The following is a 20,679-nucleotide window of genomic DNA, read 5'->3' as shown; positions in this document are numbered from 1 at the left end:
TTCAGGCACCCGCCTTCGCCAGGGCGTCTTGCGCCGAAAGGCCGTCATGGATGACGCCGCGAAAGGCAAGCGCTGCCTTCTCCGGATCGCCGTGCCCCCAGAGATTGCGGCCGACCACGGCGCCGTGCGCGCCGGCACGGATGGCGTCCGCCGTCTGCTGAAGCGCGCCGAGCAGCGTATCGGTCTTTGGACCGCCCGCGATGACAACCGGCACCGGGCAGGTCCGGACGGTCTCTTTGAATGACTCGAAATCCCCGGTGTAGCCGATCTTGATCACGTCGACGCCGGACTCGTAGCCGATGCGCGCCGCATAGGCGATCTCGTCGGGGGTGAAGACGATCTTTGCTCCGTCGGTGAAATCGCGAGGGTAGATATGCGCCACCACAGGCATGCCGTAGCGGGCCGCCGCATTCACCGAATCGGTCAGCCAGCGTATGTATTTGCCCTCCGTCGCGCCGCGCACCGGAATGGCCACGGCCAACGCATCGGCCCCCGCGCGCACCGCGTCCTCGGGCGTTGCGATCAACTCGCTGATGCGATCGTCCGCGGTGAAGCAGCCCGCCTGAATCACCAGGGAAGCTTTGCCCGCATATTGCGGCCACAGATGGCGCGCGGTGCCAGGCTGGATGCTGACGTAGTCGGGTTTGCCCGCCATGACGCGTGCGAGCGCACCCGGCAGGTCGGCAAGGCCGCCTTTGCGCACGTCGCCATAGCCGACGAAGTGGTCGACCGCGCCGCCAAAAAGGTTCCCCGATGGATGCGAGAAGAGGCGCGCGAGGCGCACCTTGGTTCCTAGGCTCATGAGTCCAAAATTCCCTGATCGGTTGATTTAAAAATGCTCGATCCAGTGTTTCCGAAAGAAAAAAGAAAAACAATCTTTCGAAAGCTTTCGAATCTCCATATTTTTCGGTAAGGTGAGCCGAGGCCGGCGCGATTGCTCGGCGCAGGCAGGCAAGGGCAGGGCAATGTTGTCGGAGCAGAGACGCCAATCGATCCTGAGCGAGGTGCAACGCAGCGGACAGGTTCGCATCAAGGACCTGTCGGACGGGTTTGGCGTGTCGGAGGTCACGGTGCGCTCCGACCTCGAAATACTGGACCGCAAGGGACTGCTGACCAAGACCCGTGGAGGGGCGGTGACCCGGACCACCGATTCGACGACGGCCGCGTTCGCGCGGCGGATGCAAACGAACCTCGACGCAAAGAAGCGCATCGCCCGGGCGGCGCTCGACCTTTTCGAGCACAACCAGTCGGTCATCTTCGACGGTGGCTCGACCTTGATGCAGCTTGCCATGCAGTTACCGCCGCTCAGCAATGTCGTGGTCGCGGCCACGGCCATGAACATCGTGCAGCATCTTATGCATCGTCCCGGGCTCGACGTTCATATGATCGGCGGCCGGGTCTATCCCGACACGGTGAGCACGCTGATCACCGATGCCGATACGGCTCTCGGCGGCCTGGTAGCGCATCAGGTCTTTGTTGGAGCGCATGCGATAGACTCGTCACTGGATGTGGTCGACGTGAACGAAGACATGGCGCGAACGAAGCGAAACCTCGTTCGCATGGCCCGGCGCGTTGTCTTGCTCGCCGATTCGAGCAAATGGGGCGTCAGCGGGACGTCCAAGGCATTTTCGCTGTCGGCCGTCGATGTGGTGATCACCGACGATGGCCTGCCCGGTCCAATACGCAGCGAGCTTGATAGGATCGGGGCCAAGGTGATCTATGCCTGAACCCATCCCGGTCTCTGATGCGCGACGGAAAGCGCGCATGACCCACGGGCTTCGCAGCGGCCGTCGGCCGTTTTTCATGCCGGTCATGTTCTCCTCCTCACGCTGGCGGCCTCCCAATCCTGCGCCAGAACTCTCACATGCTCTATAAAAATTTTACGCGCGTCAACATTTAAAGTCCTGTATAGCGGATTGCGGGGGGTCGTGGGAACTGCAACGGTTGCGCAGCATGCCCTTGGCTTGGGAGGAAAGCTGGAAATGCACGGAAAATCAGAGACAAAGCTCGGCATCGGTGTCATCGGCTGCGGCAACATCTCGATGACCTATCTGCGCAATGCAGCGCTCTTCGGTGGTGTCGAGCTACGCGCCTGCGCCGACATTTCCGCTGACATGGCTGAGCTGCGCGCCAGGGAATACGGCATCCGCGCCCTGGGCGTTGACGCGCTGCTGGCCGACCCCGATATCGACCTCGTGCTGAACCTGACAATCCCCGCGGCGCATTTCGACATTTCGTTATCAGCGCTCTCGGCGGGCAAGCATGTCTTCACCGAAAAGCCGCTGGCAACTTCCGCCGCCGACGGCCGCCGCCTTGTCGCCGAGGCCGCGAAGCGCGGCCTGCTGATCGGCTCGGCGCCGGACACATTCCTGGGTACAGCCGGCCGCCGCGCGCGCCGGCTGATGGATGACGGCGCGATCGGCAAGCCGGTGACCGGCACCGCCTTCATGATGGGACGGGGCATGGAGCACTGGCATCCCAATCCGCAATTCTATTATCAGCCCGGCGGCGGTCCGGTGTTCGACATGGGTCCCTATTACCTGACCGTGCTGGTCAACCTGCTCGGGCCGGTCGAGCGCGTCATGGCGATGGCGACGCGCGGCCAGGAGGAGAGGCTGATCACGGCCGACGGGCCGTTCAAGAACACGACATTCAAGGTCGGCACGCCGACCAACATAATGTCGCTGCTCGAATTCCGCTCGGGCGCCACCGTCACCTTCGGCGCCTCATGGGATGTGTTCAAACACTCCAACCATCCGATCGAACTGCACGGCACCGAAGGCTCGCTCAGGCTGCCCGATCCCGACACGTTCGGCGGCACGGTCTCGCTGTCGGAACGTGGCGCCGACTGGGCCGTTTTCGCCAGCGAGAGCGAACTCTACGGCGCCCGCAACTGGCCCTATTCCGCGCCCGACCGCGCCAATTACCGCATGCTCGGCGTCGCCGATCTGGCGCGCGCGCTGGCCACGGGCAGAAAGCCGCGCGCCTCCGGTGAGCTGGCGCTGCATGTGCTTGAGATCATGGAGGCGATCCTGGCTTCGGGCGAAAGCCGTGGCTCGGTTGCCGTCAACGGCACGGTCGACCAGCCGCCGCTGCTTGGCGAAGACGAAGCCGCAACCCTGCTTGCCTGACGGAGGTTCGCCCGTGACGCCATCGCCACCGTCCCCGTCGCCCCTAGATCCGGAGGCCCGGCATGTGCTCGAGCTCGGCAGCCAGGCCGGCGCGCCGCCGTTCGAAACGGGAACGCCTGAGCAGGCGCGCCGCGCCTACAATGAAGGCTTCCCGACCCTGCAAGGCGAGCGCGAGCTGGTCGCGTCGATCAGCGAGCGCATCATTGCAGGACCCGGCGGTCCGCTGAGGCTCAGGATCTATCGCGGGCAGGGCGCGCCTTCGGCAGGCGCTCCGGCGCTGCTTTATCTCCATGGCGGCGGCTGGGTAATCGGCAATCTCGACTCGCATGACGAGATCTGCCGCTGGTTCGCCAACGAGGCAGGCGCTGTCGTCGTTTCCGTCGACTACCGGCTGGCGCCGGAACACAAATTCCCGGCGGCAATAGAGGATTGCCGAGCGGCACTTGCCTTCATGCAAAGCGCCGCGGACGAACTCGGCATCGACGCTGCCCGCATCGCGGTTGCCGGCGACAGCGCCGGCGGCAATCTCGCCACGGTGCTCGGCCTGCTCACGCGGGGGGACAAAAATCCGCCGGCAGCGCAGCTTCTGTTTTATCCCAACACCGATGCCGGGCAGACGGCCGACAGCTATCGCCGCTTCGCCGCAGGCTTTGGCCTGACCGCCTCGAGCATGGCCTGGTTCCGCGACCATTATATCCGCAATGCCGCCGACATCGGCGACTGGCGTACCTCACCGCTGAAGGCGGAAAGCCTCGCCGGTGCGCCGCCCACCTTCATCGCCATCGCCGGTCACGACATCCTCGCCGACGAAGGCGAGGCCTATGCCAGGCGTCTGCAGCAGGCCGGCGTGCCGGTCGTGCTGGAACACTGGCCCGGTCAGATCCACGGCTTCGTCTCGATGGGCCGTCACGGCCCGGCAGCGAGACAGGCGGTTGCCGCCGCCATTGCCGCGTGGCGAAGCTTCGATCCTGCCTTTGGAAAGGCTCAAGCGGACTGACGCATCACCAGGGCGGCGTCGAGGCTGACCTTCGGCGCGACGTTTGCCGTATCCTCGTTGAGCAAAGCGAGCAGTGTCTCGACGCTGCGCCCCGCCATGGCGGCAAAATCCTGCGCGATGGTGGTCAGTGCGGGGCAGGTGTAGCGGCTCAGCGGATGGTCGTCATGGGCGGCGATACGCAGGTCGCAATCGGCCTTGCGGCCGATCTTCAGCCCTTTCGCGAAGGCTGCCGCCATCACGCCGAAGGCCAGGCGGTCATTCGCACACAGTATGGTCTTGCCGGGCAGACCCCCGGTCTTGCCGGGCAGACCTCTGGTCTTGCCCGGCAGGCCGCTGGCCCCGAGCATCTGTTCCATCTGCTCGTAGCCGATGCGCTCGAAATCCCATGTGTAGTCTCGGGTGTTGCCGATAACCACCGGCTCCTGGCCAAGCTGACGCATCGCGGCGACGTAACTGTTCAGGCGCTCCGGCGAATTGTGATTGACATGCGGGATGTCGAAATAGATCGGGGCGTCGCCGGAGCGGCAGAGATAGTCGACGATGGTCGAGACGCTCTGGGCATTGTTGTTGCCGACAAAGGGCGTGCCGCCTTCAAGATAGGTGTCGAAATAGACGACCGGCATTGTCTGGGTCAGCTTCTCCAGCGTGCGCCGGTCCGAACGCAAGCCGAGCGGCGCGATCAGCGCGCCCGAAACTTTCAGCGACAGGATGGTACGTGTCGCCTCCATTTCGAGCTCGGTTGAGCCATGCGAGGAGATGACGATCGGCCAGTAGCCCTCGTCGCGCAGCCTGAGCTCGATGCGGCTGACCATTTCGGAATAGAAGGGATCGGTGACCGTCGGTACGACAATGCCGATGGCGCGGGTGCGCTTGCGGTTGAGGTTGCGGGCAAACAGATTGGGCTGGTAGTCGGACGACCGCAACGCCTCTTCGATGCGCTTGCGCGTTGCCGGCTTGACGCTGGTCGGATCGTCGAAATATTTCGACAGCGTCGGCCTGGAGACGCCGCAGGAGCGGGCGAAATCCTCCATCGTCTTGTGCGTCATCGGCATTCAATCCTCGTCTGGCACGCGCCAGAACCTCGGTCATCCCTTGACGCTGCCCACGGTCCTGCAGCCGGCGCGTCCGCCACGCAACGGCAGACGAAATTTACAGGAAACGTCAGTGGGTTCAACGCGCAATGACAGGTTATACCGTGCGTAAATTTGTTCAATTGACGCGAAAATTGTCGCGCATCAAAGTCTCGGTCACAAAGAGCGCTGAAAAGTCCAGGCACCATGACACAACAGATCGATCGGCTTCTTTCCCAGCTATATCGTCGGCTCGATGCCGCCGCGATTGTGATCGGCGATGCTATCGATCCGCGCTATGGCGACGACCTCTCCGGCAAGGGCGGCGGCCAGCCCGAACTGGTCTTGCGTCCGCGCAACGCCGCCGACGTCGCCGAAATCCTGCGCCTATGCAGTGGTATCGGCCAGAAGCTGGTCGTCCATGGCGGCCGCACCGGGCTGGCCGGCGGCGCGCGCGTGCAGCCGGGCGAAGCGGTGCTGTCGCTGGAGCGCATGACCGCGGTCGAAGCGCCCGACCGCGCCGCGGCAACCATCATCGCGGAAGCCGGCGCGCCGCTGCAAATGGTGCAGGAAGCGGCCGATGCGTCCGGCCTGATGTTCGGCGTCGATATCGGCGCGCGCGGCACGGCGACGGTCGGCGGCAACATCGCCACCAATGCTGGCGGCATTCGCGTGCTGCGCTACGGCATGTACCGCGCCCAGGTTCTGGGGCTGGAGGCCGTGCTTGCCGACGGCTCGATCCTGACTTCGTTGTGTGGCCTGGCCAAGGACAATTCGGGATACGATCTCAACCAGCTTTTCATTGGCAGCGAAGGCACGCTGGGCGTGGTTACTCGCGCCTGCCTGCGGCTGCATCCCAAGCCCGCCACCGAGGTTGCCGCCTTTTGCGCCCTTGGCTCGCTGGAGGCGGCCATTGCGCTGCTCGACCTGCTCAAGCAGCGGCTCGGGCCCTTGCTTTCGGCCTATGAGGTAAACTTCTCGCCGCTCTACGGCGCCATGATTGCCGGCATGGCCGCGCCGGCGCCGCTGCCTGTCGGCGCGCCCGTCTATGTGCTGGCCGAGATCCAGGGCAGCCAGGCCGAGCTGGACGGCGAGCGTTTCGCTTCGGTGCTGATGCAGGCGGTCGAGGACGGCATCGTCGACGACGTGGTCGTCTCGCAGTCGCCACGCGAATTCCGTGCGCTATGGGATGTGCGCGAAGAGGCCAACCGCTTCCTGTTTGCGATCGAGGGCATGATCGGCGTCGACATCAGCATCCCGTTGGCGACCATGGCGGGTTTCCTGCGCAACGCCGAAGCCGCGATCCACGCCGTCGACAGCCGCGCCGAGATCTACGTCTTCGGCCATCTCGGCGACGGCAATCTGCACTATCAGGTCGACACCACGGAACCGGCGGCCGCCTATGAGATCATCTATCGCGGCGTGGCGGCATGCGGTGGCGCCGTCTCGGCCGAGCACGGCATCGGCCTCGACAAGAAGAAATGGCTGAACCTCGTGCGCAGCGACGCCGAAATATCAGCCATGCGCCGGCTGAAGGTGGCGTTCGATCCGCACAACATTCTCAACCCAGGGCGGATTTTCGATATCATTTGATCGCCAGGAGAATCTAGCTTGCAACTGGCGAGAGCAGCGCGTGTAAGTCGACCGTTCTCATCTGCTCGACGCCGTCCAGAGTCATATTTCCCGCGACATAGACGATGATTGCCAGACCGAGCCAGCCGATCCAGCGATACCTGGCAAGCAGCGCCGCCACCAGCGTCGAGGCGACCGCCATCAGAACCACCGACAGGATGAGACCGAACACCAGCGCATTCATGTCGTGGGCGGCGGCGCCCGCCACGGCCAGCACATTGTCCAGCGACATCGAGACATCGGCGACGACGATCTGCAGGATCGCGGTGCGCAGCGCCTTGGCCGGCCGCGCCGTCGCAAGTGCTACGGCTTCAGTGTCGACGTCCTCGCCGTCGCCGGCCGAGCGCAACTCCTGGAACATGTTCCAGCACACCCAGAACAAAAGCATGCCGCCGACCAGCATGATCCCCGGAATTTCCAGCAGTTGCACCGCGATCACCGCAAAGACGACGCGGATCACCGCCGCCGCGGCAATGCCGGCGATGATCGCCTTCTGCCGCAACGCCTTGGCGAGGCCTGCGGCCGCCATGCCGATCACCACGACATTGTCGCCAGACAGCACAAGGTTGATGGTGATGACTTCCAGATAAGCGGCGACAGTCGTCTGGTCGAAACTCATAGAGCGGTCTCCCCGGAAGGCTCCGGCTGGTTGCGGCGGATCGGACCGATGTCTGCGCAAACGCGAAGACAGCTGATTTGAGTGCAGCCCGGCATTGAAACAAGACGCCAGCGCGGCCAATCGGTCCTCATCCACGGAATTCATCGCCGGGTCGTGATTTCCGACCAGAAATGCCCGTCCCAGAATGCCCATCATGGAAGGGAAGACAAAAGCGTTCCGCTTGCCTATCAATATTGCCGACCAAAGGAGAGACGAGCATGAGCAAGACGGCACTGATTTTCTGGGGCGGATGGGAAGGCCACACGCCGGCTCGCAGCGCCGCTGTCGTCAGCGAGATATTGACCGGGCATGGCTTCGAGGTGCGGACAGAAGAGGGCACATCGGCGCTTGCCGATCCGCAGCTCCCGGCCATCGATCTGATCGTGCCGGTGATCACCATGTCGACGATCGATAAACCGGAGCTGCAAAACCTCGCCGCCGCCGTCAGCGGCGGGACCGGCCTTGCCGGCTTCCACGGCACCATCGGCGACAGTTTTCGCAACGAGCCGAACTATCAGTTCATGACCGGCGGCCAATGGGTCGCGCACCCCGGCGACATCATCGACTACCGTGTCGACATCATCAGCGACGATCCGATCGTCAGGGGTATCGAGGGTTTCGCCTACCATTCCGAGCAGTATTACATGCATGTCGACCCGAGCAACGAGGTGCTGGCGACGACGACGTTCAGCGGTGAGCATCTCGACTTCATCGACGGCGTCGTCATGCCCGTGGTCTGGAAGCGCCGCTACGGCAAGGGCCGCGTCTTCTTCAGCGCGCTCGGCCACACCGCGGATGAGTTTTCCGTCCCGCAAATGCGCACCATCTTCGAGCGTGGGGTGCTGTGGGCCAGCAGAGCGGCCTGACTATTTTTCCCGCATTGCCCGGCGGAAGTTCTGCGTGATCGGCTCGGCGAGGTACGCAAGCACGGTGCGAGCACCCGTCCGGATCATCGCCTCGCTCGACATGCCGGGCAGCAGCTTGCGGCCTTCCAGCTTGGCGAGCTCGCTTTTGTCGATCAACACGGTCGCGGCGAAATACGGTGCCCCGCTGCGCTCGTCCACCATGCGGTCGGCCGACACGATCTCCACGACGCCATCGAGCGGCGGCAGGTTGTAGCGTGCGAAGGCCGGGAAGCTGACGCGCGCGGGCTGACCGGCGGTGATCGTCTCGACATCCTCTGGTTTGACCATGGCCTCGACCACGAGTTGTTGCCCGAGCGGTACGACTGTCATCAACGTCTCGCCGGGTTTCACGACACCGCCCGCGGTGTGGACCTTCAGATCCATGACGATGCCGTCAACCGGTGCGACGACATCGGTGCGGGTAAGCACGTCCCTGGCGGCGCGCTCCCCCTGTCTGAGGTCAAACAACTCCGCCTCGACCTTGGTCAACTCATCGACGGCCTCATTCAGCCGTACAGTGCCGAGGTTCAGGATTTGCATGTCGATCTCGGCCATGGCGCTTCTGGCACGAGCGATTGCGGCGATGTTGGTGGCGCGCTCGCCCTCGAGCTCCTGCTGTTGTCGTCTGAGCAACAGGTTCCGCTCGCGGGTGGTCAGCCCCTTTTTGAGTAGCCTCTCGAGGTCTTTGGTTTCCCCCTCGATCGCCTCGATCTGCTTGTCCTTGGTGACGATAAGCTGCTCCAGTCCCGTTATCTCTTCCTCGGTCTGCTGACGGCGCTGGCTGAGAATTTCCCGTTCGTCCTTCAGATTGTGGTGCTTCGCCGCGAACACGTCGCGCTGCGCGGCCACCGCGTCCCTTACGGCGGCGGCGGGGTTTGCAAGCAACGCCGGATCAAACGCAATCTCGGCCTTGTCGTCACGCTCGGCCCTCAGACGCGCGGCCAGCGCCTCTCGCGTGGCTATCCGGTTCTGGATCAGGTCAAGCTGCGCCTTTGCCTGTGTATCGTCGAGCCGGACGAGAACCTTGCCGGCCGTGACGATATCACCGTTGGCGGCGTTCAGTTCCGCGATGATGCCGCCCTCGAGGTGCTGGATGAGCTTGCGATCGCCGGCGACCTTGACAACGCCCGGCGCCACGGCGGCGCTGTCCAATGGCGCCAGCGCCGCCCAACCCCCGGCGACGCCGAAGAACAGGACCATGATCGCGAAACCGGTAGACGTCACGCCCGCAAGACGCAAGGGTACCGGTTCCAGCAGGGAGGGTGGTGGGAGGGGTAACGGCACGACGTTCATATCGGTTCTCGTTTTCATGCCTGGTTCGCCACGACAGTCGTGCCCAACGTACGCTTTGGAGAGGGACTTGCACCATTGCTGACGCCGATCACGGTGGTGGAGATCTCTGGCGCCGGGGCCGCCGGTATTTGATTGACCTGGCGGATGCGCGCGGCGAGTTCGTTGAAGACACGGTCGCGCGAACCGTAGAGATCTTGCTGGCCCCGGTTGAGAACCAATATCTTGTCAACTTTCTCCATGATGTTTGGTCGGTGCGCGATCAGGATAACGGTCGCGCCCGCCGCCTTGACCGCGCCAAGGGCTGCGATCAATGCGTCCTCACCGTCGCGGTCGAGGTTGGAATTGGGCTCGTCCAGGATAATGAGCGGCGGGTCGCCGTAGAGTGCCCGCGCCAGCCCGATGCGTTGGCGCTGCCCGCCTGACAGCACCGCGCCGGATTCGCCAATCTCGGTGGCATAACCCTTCGGCAGCCCCTTGATCAGTTCGTGAACGCCCGCCAACTGCGCGGCCTTGACCACGTTGTTGAAGACCGCCGGGTTGAGTGTCGCGAAGCGGCAGATGTTTTCGGAGACGGTGCCGGCGAAGAGTTCGATGTCCTGCGGCAGGTAACCGACATGGTGACCACGGTCCTCCGCCGCCCATTGTGCAACATCCATGCCGTCCAGCAAGGCACGCCCCCCGGATGGACGCCAGGCACCGGCCAGTATTCGCGCCAAACTTGTCTTGCCGGCCCCGCTCGGGCCGATCAACGCCATTGCTTCACCGGGCTTGAGCTGGAAGCTGATCCCTTTCAGGATAGGCTCGCCACCCTGGCGGCCAAGCACAAGGTTCTCGGCCTCGAACCTGCCTTTCGGCCGTGGCAGCGGCAGAACCGCTGTGACCTCCAGATGCTGTCCAGCGACTGCGGTGAGACGCCGGTAAGCGGCACGCGCTCCCACCGTCGCCTTCCATGTGCCGATCGCTTGCTCGACCGGGGACAATGCGCGCCCCATCAGGATCGAGGCGGCGATCATGATGCCAGGTGAAGCCTCGTTGCGAAGGACCAGATAGGCGCCAAGACCCAGTATCGCCATCTGCAGGGCCTGCCGGTGACAACGCGCGATGGCCGCGATGACGCCGCCACGATTGGCGGCAAGAACCTGTCCCTTGTTTGCCTCGTCCTGCTGCGCCTTCCAGCCCTCCATCAGTGGCTTCAACATGCCCATCGCCTGGACGACCTCGGCGTTGCGGATTGCCGCCTCAGCCTGCACGTATGCCTGCGACTGTGCGCTTGCGGCCTCGGTCAACGGCCTGCGTGTGATGTATTCGTTGAGCAACGCCAACGCGAACAGGACGATCCCGCCGCCCAGCGCCAACCAGCCAAGCCAGGGGTGCATGAAGAATATGGCGGCGAAAAACAGCGGTGCCCAAGGCGCGTCGAGGATCGGGAAGATGCTCGGGCTGGTGAAGAAATTGCGCACCTGATCCAGGTCGCGCAACGGACGGGCGTTGGCCTGACCGGGCGCCGAGGCGGCATATTCGACCGATGCCGTCAGGAGAACTGGTCCCAACCGCGCGTTCATCCACGATCCGACGGTAGCCAGAAGACGGCCGCGGACCACTTCCAGCCCCGCCATTGTCGCGAGTGCCGCCGCCGCCATCAGCGACAGCATCACCAACGTCTCCAGGCTGTGGCTGGACAACACGCGGTGATAGACCTGAAGCATATAAAACGCCCCGGTCAGCATCAGCACGTTGATGCCGCCGCTGAACCAGATAAGCGGCCGGATGGCGCGTCTGGCCTCTTTCATCACCACCTGCAGGGCAGGGCGCGGTTGTTTGGTTTTCTTCATTGAAACGACGTCCCCCATGCAACTGATCGCGGATGCTGATACGGGGGCGGCGCTGGCCGCCCCCGTCGGTCAGCTGTCAGGCGACGTCGACAAGTATGTGCTGCATGTCTGTCATATCCCCGTCCGCGTCCGCCACCTGGAAGGCGAAGTCGAGACTGGCTGATGGCGTCTCGGTCACGGTCGTGCTGAAGGCGATGTCCACGATCTTCAGCACGTCGTTGTCGGTGCCGTCGAAGTTCACCAGGCTGCTGGTCGCATTACTCCCGCCGGTCGCGCCGGTCGCCCTGTTCAGGTCTATCGCCGTGCCGTTGCCGGTGATCCCGTTACCCGACTGCATGATCTGGACACCTTGCAGCAAGTACTCTTCGCCGGCTGCGTTGTAGTCGTTCTGCTCGATGATCACGAGGCCGTCATTGTTGTCGAGCGTGAACTCTGAATTGTAGGGGGACGGGACCTGACCCATCTTGTAGATATCGCCGTTCGACACGTACATAGCCCGCGTGATCGAGGTGTCGTCCGCGGTGCCGAAGATGTTGTCGGCACCGTTGTCGGCCAGGTTGAGGATCAGCATCAGGTCCTCGCTGTTGCCGATGCCGTCGAACTTGATGGCCATGCTGCCGGCGAAGGCCGAGGTCTGCGGCGTTTGCAGCACCTCGGCTGCGATACCGACGTTGTTGTCGAAGAACCGCAACGTGAGCAGTTCGCCCTTCTGGATCGTGTCACCGGCCACACCGTTGGTGGTCTGCGTCGCAGACACCCAATCCTCGTGGTTGTTGGTGACCAGATCGCCGGGGTTCCACGCTTTGTCAGCGGGTGTCGCGTTCGGGCCGTCACTGTCGCCGGTCGTGTTAAGACCGAACCCGGTCTTGTTGGTGACCGAGTTCGCCGTGAACTGCACGAAGAAGTCTTCGTCAGCCGCCGTGTTCGGGTCATCCGCCTGCAACTTTTCCAATACGATCTGCGGGTGGCCTGTGTTGCCCGTGGGCTGCTTGGACAAGAGCTCACTGGTGTGGACAAGGTCGAAGCTGAAGCCTTCGAGCGGGTCGGTCAGGGTGATCGTATAAGTGTCCAAAACCTTGTCGAAGACGAGGGTGCCGCCCGCCGTGCCTGTCTGGACGTTATCCGCAGGGTCCTTGTCGTAGGTGAAGCTGAAGTTGAACGTCGCGGAGGTGTCGTTCTCCGTCGCGAGCGTAACGTTCGGCGTCAGGATACTACCACCGCCGCCGCCGGTGATCGTGCCGGTGAGCCCGATCTGGGTCCCCAACAGACCACCATCGGTATCGACAAAGTCGCTGATGCCCGCCAAATACTCTGCGGCCGTGTGCTTGTCCGTCATATCGTACCCGAAGTTCCCGCTGGCCGTCTGGCCTGCCGCGTTGCCCAGATGCTCGGGGGTTTGGATGCCCGCAGTAATGGGATCAGCGTCGAACGGTTTCGTGATCGTTGGGTCGGTGTCGTTGAAGGTCAGCGATAGCCCACCCGAGCTCGTGCTTTGCTGCGAGACGACGTCGGCATCGCCGTCCGTCACCGTCACCGTCGCCACCACGTTGANCACCCGAGCTCGTGCTTTGCTGCGAGACGACGTCGGCATCGCCGTCCGTCACCGTCACCGTCGCCACCACGTTGATCAGGCCGTTGAGGTCGAGCGTGTTGTCCTCGTTTGCGCCTTGCGGCGCGTTCGAGTGCTCAAGCGCAACCAGCGACGTCAGCGNCAACCACCGGCGCGGCCGTGATCTCGAGCGTCGGATCGGTGTCGTCGAAGGTCAGCGACAGCGCCGAGCTCGTGCTTTGCTGCGAGACGACGTCGGCATCGCCGTCCGTCACCGTCACCGTCGCCACCACGTTGATCAGAGTGCCGAGGTCGAGCGTGTTGTCCTCGTTTGCGCCTTGCGGCGCGTTCGAGTGCTCAAGCGCAACCAGCGACGTCAGCGTCACCGTCGTGCCCGAAGATCGGAAGAGCGTCGTGTAGGGANGCGTGTTGTCCTCGTTTGCGCCTTGCGGCGCGTTCGAGTGCTCAAGCGCAACCAGCGACGTCAGCGTCACCGTCGTGCCCGACAGCGTCACCGTGAACGCCGTCGCATCGAGCGAGGCATTGCCGTCGCTGTCGTACTTGCCCGAGATCTGGGTGGCCGAGTCGACCACCAGCGTGNGTCGCATCGAGCGAGGCATTGCCGTCGCTGTCGTACTTGCCCGAGATCTGGGTGGCCGAGTCGACCACCAGCGTGATCGCATGGTTGCCGTCCGTCGTCACCAGTCCGGTCGCCGCTGCGCCCGCCAGGGCGAGTGCGTAGCCCACATCCGTCGTGTAGCCATCGACCGCGCTTGCCGTGAAGGACGGCGGCGTGATCGTCACCTGGCCTTGCCCGCCAGCCCCGCTCGCCTCGACCACCTCGGCCGCGCCAACCGTCACCGGCGCCGTGATCTCAAGTGTCGGATCGGTGTCGTCGAAGGTCAGCGACAGCCCCGAACTCGTGCTTTGCTGCGAGACGACGTCGGCATCGCCGTCCGTCACCGTCACCGTCGCCACCACGTTGATCAGAGTAGATAGGAAGAGCGTNCCAGCGTGATCGCATGGTTGCCGTCCGTCGTCCCCAGTCCGGTCGCCGCTGCGCCCGCCAGGGCGAGTGCGTAGCCCACATCCGTCGTGTAGCCATCGACCGCGCTTGCCGTGAAGGACGGCGGCGTGATCGTCACCTGGCTATGCCCGCCAGCCCCGCTCGCCTCGACCACCTCGGCCGCGCCAACTGTCACCGGCGCCGTGATCTCAAGTGTCGGCCCGTCGTCGTCGAAGTTGATGAAGGAGCCGACCTCTTCGGTATGGGCGTTGGTGCTCGTCGTCAAGAAATGGAATTCGGAGATGTCGCACCCTTCATTTGAATCGACACCCTTGACCGTCAACCGGTCCATCGGGCTGCCGGTGGTGACATCGACGGTGGTGGTGTTATCGAGCCCGGTGATGGTAACGGCGTTCCCGGTCCCGCTGAGCCCAGTGATGGTGACGTTGCCGCTGCCTGTGGCATAGGTGCCATCGGCGGTGATGAGGGACGCATACCCCGATGTCCCCGTCAACTTGATGCCGGTGATGTCCACGGGGTTGGTCGTGGTGCCGTCATAGAAATTTGTGCCTTGATCGTTGCCCGTATTGTTGAAGGCGCTGATTTGGACGTCCACACGATCATTCGGATTGGAAGGCGTTACCTGGCTGATCGTGAACCCGGCCTGCGTGATGGTCTCGATATGGCTGCCGTACTGGATTTGCGCGGCACTGCCCGCGGCCAGAGTACCGCCGGTCACAAAATCGACCTGCAGTGTTTCGTTCGGATTGATGCTCTGGTTGCCGACGCCGAAGCCCTGGGTACTGACGTTGGCGGTGCCACCGTTCAAACCGATCACCAGAAGCTGCTTGGAAGCGTCATTGGCCGAATTGATCAGGTAGAAATCATTGTTGCCGGGCGCGGCCGCCGAGCCCAGGAAACTAGCCACGGAGGTCCCGGTGACCGAGGCGAACACCATGTCGGTCAGATCGATGCGGTCGTCCGGGTCGGTCGCGTCCGGATGGAGCAACGGCACATACTGGACCAGGTACAAATCCGCATTGGTGGCGCTCGTGGGATCCAGCCCGAACGAGAAGGCGAGCGCCCCGCCCTCATCGGGCTCGTCTGTCGGGTCGGAGGTACCAATGACGCCGATCACGACGTTTGGATCGGTTGAGTCCTGGAACAGCCAGACATAATTGCCGTCGACCGTCTGAATACCGCTGTTTACGCCGTCGGTGGTGGAAAACGGAGTCCCAGAGGCGCTCTGTGTGAGAACGAGCCCGGTGATGGTTTCCCCTGCGCTCGCTGTGGCATGCACGAAGTCGCCCTGGGAGGCGACCTCCAGCGCGGTGCCGAGAGTCAGGAGATATTGCAGCGTGGTGTTGGTGTTGCCAACCGGCTCAATATCGTCGTCCGTATGACCGATGCTTTCGTCGATGATGATGTCTTGAGCTGTGATGTCGAGTGACATGGAGATTCTCCCCTTTTTCAATACATCGAGAAAAGGGTATTCACCCCCCACCCGATGCCGGATGCACCTACCCCAGGGCATCCGCTGACGCGCAGAATTGCGGCCTTTTATCCTCCATTGTGCCGCTGACGCCGAGCACGCGTCCATTCGCGGTTCGATAGTGTTATGGTGAATGCCCCTACCTGATCGAACGATATACATCCTTCGATAGACCGGGCCGCGACAGGCGCTCGCGGGCAACCGTGTTGGTTTGGTGGATGGATCGATATGCCGTGGGTTTCCGGCCTGTTGCCGGTATCCTGTCGACGCAGTGCCAGCTGACCGAAGGGAGGGATCAAAGCCCGCTTTTGTGGCCTGGTCCCAGATGGTCGGCGCCGTCGCCAAAAGTCGCCCAGGCGAGTTCGGCCCTGCTGCCGAGGCGCAGCTTCTCGTAGACGTGATGCAGGTGCATCTTCACCGTGCCTTCGGATACATGCAGCCGCTGCGCGATGATCTTGTTGCGCAGGCCGCGTGAAACAAGGCCGGCGACTTCCGTCTCGCGTCCGGTAAGCTTCGGCGCGGGGTTAGGCAGCGGTCTTGGCGTCAGCATATGCTGAAGGATGTGGTTGTCGACCCACTTTCGGCCGGCTGCCACCGCATTGACGCATTCGACAAGGTAACCGTGGCTGACGCCGTCCATCAGCAGGCCGTCGGCATCGAGCCCGGGGATTTCGTTGAAGTCGAATCCGCCGTTTGGCTGCAGGATGTAGATGATGCCCAGAGGGCTGCTGGTGGCTCTCAGCCTTGCGGAAAGACCGGCTGCCTGCCGGTCCGCAGCATCCAACCCAATGATGACAAGATCAGGCCGGTGGCGCTCCACCAAGGGGAGAACCTCAATCGTGTGGTGGCATTCTGCGACAACGCTATGTCCCGCCTTACGCAAAACCCACTCAAGACCGGCGAGATAGACCCCCCGCGGGTCCGCTACAACCAGGGCAGACATGTGAACACCGTCCGTAAAAAACGCAACGAACTTTGTTTAATATGTCAAGAAACCAGAGCTTCGGTCGATTGTCAAGGAGTTGCTAATATTGTAGTATATTCAAGGCTATGAATGGCATTTTTCTGCGTTCGACAGGCCCGCCGAAGCGCTCGTGATCACGCAAGGCGCCTCTGGATTTGACGCCTGTTAAGCTGCCAGTGATGACGGATTTTTGAGCTGTCTTCTCCCCTTGGGCAGACAGGCGGAGCTACTCGCAAAGTCAAATCATATGTTCTATGCTCGCTGGCATCACTGCGTTCGACAGCCGTGATCGGAACTGAGGTCTGTTGTCCTGAGGCGGGGCATCAATGTTCGAGGTCGGCGGATTTTTTCGGCAACGAATGCCGTTCTCAAAGGGCCGGCGCATCGTCGGCGCCCTTGCTCTCGTCGCCGCTGTATTCGGGCTGTTGCTGCTCGCACCGGAAGTGGCGAACGCGCAGCTGAACTGGACGCTCGATCCGGCGAATTCGACACTCACCTATCAATCGGTGAAGAAGAACACCATTGTCGAAACCAACAAGATCAGGAACCTCTCGGGCACGCTGACATCGGATGGCGCCGCCAAGGTCACGTTCGACCTCAACTCGGTCGACACCGGCATAGACCTTCGCAATGTCCGCATGCGCTTCCTGTTCTTCGAAACCTTCAAATTCCCGACGGCGGAAGTGACGGCGAAAGTCGATCCCGCCGCTTTTGCCGATCTCGCCACCAAACGGCGCATGAGCGCGCATATCCCGTTTCGCCTGAGCCTGCACGGCGTCGACAAGGACCTTGAGGCCAATGTCGTGGTCACCATGATCACCGACAGCATGGTGTCGATCGCCTCGGAGGCGCCGGTCGCCGTGCATGTCGAGGATTTCGGCCTGTTGCCCAACATCGAAAAACTCCAGCAGGCGGCCAATGTCAGCAGCATCGTCCCGACGGCTTCGGTGTCGTTCGACTTCGTCTTCACCGCTGATGGGGCCAAGCCGGCGGCGGCGCCTGCCGTCGCGGCCGCAGCCCCAGCCGATGCCGGGCCGGTCGCCACAGATGCAGGCAAGACGTCCTTCAGCGACGATGAATGCCTGAACAGGTTCGAGGTGCTGTCGCGCACCGGCGCCGTCTATTTTCGCCCAGCCAGCGCTCGGCTCGATGAAAAGAGCCGCCCACTGCTGGCCGAGGTGGTCGGCGTCGTCGGCAAATGTCCGAAACTGAAGGTCGAGGTTTCGGGCCATACCGATTCCGACGGGTCGCCGACGGCCAACAAGAACCTGTCGGAACGGCGCGCCAAGGCGGTCGCCGACGCGATCATCGCTGCGGGCATTCCATCGGCGCAGATCACGGCTTCCGGCTATGGCGAGGAAAAGCCGGTGGCGCCGAACGATACGCCGAAGAACAAGGCGCTGAACCGGCGGATCGAGTTCTCCGCCACGCCGCTCGCCAACTGAGCCGGTCCTTAACTGAAAAGGCCCGTCAACCGAAAAGGAATCCGGTGCGTTTGGACATGATTGCAAGTTGCGGCAACTTCATGCGCGGCATCGGCCTCGCGGTGCTGGCGCTTGCGTTGACCATGACCATTACCATGACCGCGGCCAGTGCCGAACGCCGCATCGCCCTGGTGCTCGGCAATTCCCATTACCGGAACGCGCCGGTGCTGCCCAATCCGGTGAACGATGCGCAGGCAATGTCCGATCGCCTGAAGGGGCTGGGCTTCGAAATCGTCTCCGGCCTCGATCTCACCAAGGCGCAGACGCAGGAAAAGATCGCGCAATTCGCCAGGCAGGTGCGTGGCGCCGATATCGCGCTGTTCTTCTATGCCGGTCATGGCCTGCAGGTCTCGGGCAGGAATTACCTGCTGCCTGTCGATGCGGCGCTGGAGGACGAGGCCTCGCTCGACTTCGAAGCCGTGCAGGTGGATTTCATCCTGCGGCAGATGTCGCGCGAGACCAGCATCAGGCTGGTGTTCCTCGACGCCTGCCGCGACAACCCGCTCGCCGATGTGCTTGCCAAGGAGACTGGCGGCGACAGCACGGCAAGCAGCGGCCTTGCCGAAATACCGATCGAGAATGGCGGCGCCGGCACGCTGGTCGCCTTCGCTGCCAGTCCCAACCAGCTCGCCTATGACGGACCGGGCGAGCACTCGCCATTTTCGGCGGCGCTGCTTGCCCATATCGGCGAGGTCAACGTCTCGATCACCGAGGCGATGAACCGGGTTACGTCGGATGTGTTCAAGGCCACAGCCGGACGCCAGCGGCCCTGGATCAACGTTTCGCTGACCACCGATGTCGTGCTTCACAAGGTCGATCTCAAGGCGCCGCTGATCGTCGGCGATTCCGGCGCGGCTGCGCCCGAAGGCGATACGCAGGCGCGCACCGGCGCGGCCGCCAATCCGCCGGGTGCGGACGCCGGCGAGCAGGCGCTGGAACAGCTGCGTGAGGAAATTCCGAAGCTGGGCTCGGACGCGCCAGTCCTTTTCGACGTTCCGGTCAATTTTGGAGACCCGGCGATCGACGGCAAGAGCATCGCCCAGCTCATCCAGGGAAAGCCGCACTTCAGTCCCGTCGAGGGCCTGGAAAAATCCGTCTGGGACAACCAGTGCAGCAACTGTCATCAATGGACCGAGGAGCGGCTGTGCGACCAGGCCAAGACCTACGTCACCAATGACGTCTCGGTGTTGCGCCTGCAACACCCGCTGGGCACGCGCTTCAAGGTGGCGCTCGGCAAATGGGCGCAAAACGGCTGCAAATGAGGCCGCCAACAATGGGTTGGATCAGATTTCAATGAAATCTCATCACGATCCAGAGCAATCAGGCTCGGCGCAGCGCCTCGGTTTCGGCCAGATGGATGCCCATTTCGACAAAGGCGGTGAGCACGGAGAAGCGGTCCGCCACCGCAACCCGCGCCAGTCCGGCCAGTATGCCGGTATTGACGGCATGCGCAGCCGGCAGCGGCCGCAGCCCCGACCCGTTCTGCGCAGCCAGGCCGCTGATATGCCGTTGCGCCGCGAGCGCGATCCAGCCGGCAGGCGTGTGCTGCTGCGTCATCGCCGCCCCGGCGACAGCCTCCCGGCGGGTTGCATTGTTGGGGTCGCCGACCCAGTCCTGGATCAGTGCCAGCGTTGCGAGATCCTGCTCTTCGAGCAGTTCGGTCAGATGCCCAAGGCACTCGTGGCCCCACCAGATTGCGGCCCGGTCAGGCAGGAGATAGGCGCAAAAGGTAATCGCTTCCTCGGGGATGCGCCCGGCCATCAGCCGGCGGCAGAACTCGAGCGAGGGTTGGTCGGTCGGAACGGCCGTCATGTCCCGGGCGACAGCCGTGTTCGCGGCGAAGAGATCGCGTGCGGTCTGGAATCGAAGCCCGTTGGCCATCGCTGCTGTTGTCCTCCCCCAGGCCTCACTCAACCCGCCTGCGAGGCGCGGGTCAAGTCTGTCGACCACCACATGTCCATGACGTTGTTCACAGACAAACGCCTCACGGTTTGGTATATTCCACAGCCGACCGTGATCTCGACAGATCATTGTCGAACAGGAAGAGTTGGCCCGGATCCATGGATCGGGCCTGAGTGAAAATCGGATGCTCGAAACGGGAGTAACCGTTATGCAGCGGCACATTTCAGTCTTGGCATTGGCGACCGTGCTTTTCTCGACTCACGTCTATGCCGACCCACTTCAGAAATCGGAAGACATTGTGAAGTTCTTTGCCGGCGCGATCGATCACGGCGCGGCACGCGGGATCTGCGTCGGCACCGAGGACGAGTGCAAGAGCAAGACCGGCCAGAAAGACAAGCCGCCGGAGAAGACCGGCCTCGACATGCTGATCAATTTCGGCCTGGATTCGTCCGAGCTCGACGCCAAGGCGCGCAGCGAACTCGACGAGTTCGCCAAGGCGCTGAAGGACGATCGGCTGAGCAAGCTGTCCTTCGTCGTCGAAGGCTATACCGACGCATCCGGCTCGGCGACCTACAATGAGGGGCTGTCGCAGCGCAGGGCGCAATCGGTCACCGCCTTCCTCGAATCCAACGGCATCGAATCCACCCGCATCAAGGCGGTCGGTCTCGGCGAGGCCAATCCACGCAATCCCGATCCCTACGATCCCGTCAACCGGCGGGTCGAGATGCGGATCAAGGCGCAGTAGCTTCGCCGGCTGCGTCTTC

At 63.1% G+C, this 20,679-nt stretch carries 15 protein-coding genes; 8 read left to right on the top strand and 7 right to left on the bottom strand.

Annotated features, from left to right (window positions below; genetic code table 11):
• Position 1: 1 nt before the first annotated feature.
• A complete protein-coding gene (locus X727_RS141730) occupies positions 2–802 on the bottom strand; it encodes a class I fructose-bisphosphate aldolase (RefSeq protein ID WP_023825959.1) in 801 nt (266 codons plus the stop codon).
• Between the two features lie 163 nt (positions 803–965).
• Here X727_RS141730 and X727_RS141735 point away from each other — a divergent pair, with 163 nt between their 5' ends.
• From X727_RS141735 to X727_RS141745, 3 genes are all read left to right on the top strand, one after another.
• Complete coding sequence (locus X727_RS141735) at positions 966–1,727, top strand: DeoR/GlpR family DNA-binding transcription regulator (RefSeq protein ID WP_023834886.1); 762 nt, start codon at positions 966–968, stop codon at positions 1,725–1,727.
• Positions 1,728–1,982: 255 nt separating this feature from the next.
• Complete coding sequence (locus tag X727_RS141740) at positions 1,983–3,131, top strand: Gfo/Idh/MocA family oxidoreductase (protein WP_023834885.1); 1,149 nt, start codon at positions 1,983–1,985, stop codon at positions 3,129–3,131.
• A gap of 64 nt (positions 3,132–3,195) precedes the next feature.
• Positions 3,196–4,128 (top strand): alpha/beta hydrolase, encoded by a 933-nt coding sequence (locus tag X727_RS141745; RefSeq protein ID WP_023834884.1) that lies wholly within the window; start codon positions 3,196–3,198, stop codon positions 4,126–4,128.
• Here the strand turns inward: X727_RS141745 and X727_RS141750 are convergent.
• Positions 4,116–5,180 carry a LacI family DNA-binding transcriptional regulator gene (locus X727_RS141750; RefSeq protein WP_023834883.1) on the bottom strand — a complete coding sequence of 355 codons (1,065 nt, stop codon included), beginning with the start codon at positions 5,178–5,180 and terminating at the stop codon, positions 4,116–4,118. The two genes, X727_RS141745 and X727_RS141750, sit on opposite strands and share 13 nt — an antisense overlap.
• 225 nt (positions 5,181–5,405) lie before the next feature.
• Between X727_RS141750 and X727_RS141755 the strand changes: the two genes are divergently transcribed.
• The gene (locus X727_RS141755) at positions 5,406–6,791 is read left to right on the top strand and encodes an FAD-binding oxidoreductase (protein WP_023834882.1); all 1,386 of its coding nucleotides are present in this window, start codon (positions 5,406–5,408) and stop codon (positions 6,789–6,791) included.
• A gap of 13 nt (positions 6,792–6,804) precedes the next feature.
• Here X727_RS141755 and X727_RS141760 read toward each other — a convergent pair whose 3' ends face one another.
• Entirely contained in the window at positions 6,805–7,449 is a 645-nt protein-coding gene (locus tag X727_RS141760; protein ID WP_023667912.1) for a YjbE family putative metal transport protein, read from the bottom strand.
• A gap of 257 nt (positions 7,450–7,706) precedes the next feature.
• Between X727_RS141760 and X727_RS141765 the strand changes: the two genes are divergently transcribed.
• Positions 7,707–8,354 (top strand): ThuA domain-containing protein, encoded by a 648-nt coding sequence (locus tag X727_RS141765; RefSeq protein WP_023834881.1) that lies wholly within the window; start codon positions 7,707–7,709, stop codon positions 8,352–8,354.
• Here the strand turns inward: X727_RS141765 and X727_RS141770 are convergent, their stop codons facing one another.
• The 3 genes from X727_RS141770 to X727_RS141790 form a co-directional block, all read right to left on the bottom strand.
• Complete coding sequence (locus X727_RS141770) at positions 8,355–9,686, bottom strand: HlyD family type I secretion periplasmic adaptor subunit (protein ID WP_245265815.1); 1,332 nt, start codon at positions 9,684–9,686, stop codon at positions 8,355–8,357.
• A gap of 14 nt (positions 9,687–9,700) precedes the next feature.
• The gene (locus tag X727_RS141775) at positions 9,701–11,518 is read right to left on the bottom strand and encodes a type I secretion system permease/ATPase (protein ID WP_023745602.1); all 1,818 of its coding nucleotides are present in this window, start codon (positions 11,516–11,518) and stop codon (positions 9,701–9,703) included.
• 4,342 nt (positions 11,519–15,860) lie between these two features.
• Positions 15,861–16,385: a response regulator transcription factor gene (locus X727_RS141790; RefSeq protein ID WP_245265818.1), complete on the bottom strand. Its 525-nt coding sequence runs from the start codon at positions 16,383–16,385 to the stop codon at positions 15,861–15,863.
• A 503-nt stretch (positions 16,386–16,888) separates the two neighbouring features.
• Between X727_RS141790 and X727_RS141795 the strand changes: the two genes are divergently transcribed.
• Together X727_RS141795 and X727_RS141800 are read left to right on the top strand one after the other, a co-directional pair.
• The gene (locus X727_RS141795; protein ID WP_245265813.1) at positions 16,889–17,974 is read left to right on the top strand and encodes an OmpA family protein; all 1,086 of its coding nucleotides are present in this window, start codon (positions 16,889–16,891) and stop codon (positions 17,972–17,974) included.
• Between the two features lie 56 nt (positions 17,975–18,030).
• Positions 18,031–19,275 carry a caspase domain-containing protein gene (locus X727_RS141800; RefSeq protein ID WP_023745595.1) on the top strand — a complete coding sequence of 415 codons (1,245 nt, stop codon included), beginning with the start codon at positions 18,031–18,033 and terminating at the stop codon, positions 19,273–19,275.
• Positions 19,276–19,333: 58 nt separating this feature from the next.
• On the opposite strand, the gene X727_RS141805 is transcribed toward X727_RS141800, so the two are convergent.
• The gene (locus X727_RS141805; RefSeq protein ID WP_023745594.1) at positions 19,334–19,894 is read right to left on the bottom strand and encodes a hypothetical protein; all 561 of its coding nucleotides are present in this window, start codon (positions 19,892–19,894) and stop codon (positions 19,334–19,336) included.
• Between the two features lie 229 nt (positions 19,895–20,123).
• On the opposite strand from X727_RS141805, the gene X727_RS141810 reads away from it, so the two are divergent.
• Positions 20,124–20,660: an OmpA family protein gene (locus X727_RS141810; RefSeq protein ID WP_023745593.1), complete on the top strand. Its 537-nt coding sequence runs from the start codon at positions 20,124–20,126 to the stop codon at positions 20,658–20,660.
• Positions 20,661–20,679: the final 19 nt, after the last annotated feature.

It is taken from the genome of Mesorhizobium sp. L103C105A0 (assembly GCF_000502215.1).
Lineage (GTDB): Bacteria > Pseudomonadota > Alphaproteobacteria > Rhizobiales > Rhizobiaceae > Mesorhizobium.
This window is presented reverse-complemented; position numbering and strand designations above follow the sequence as displayed.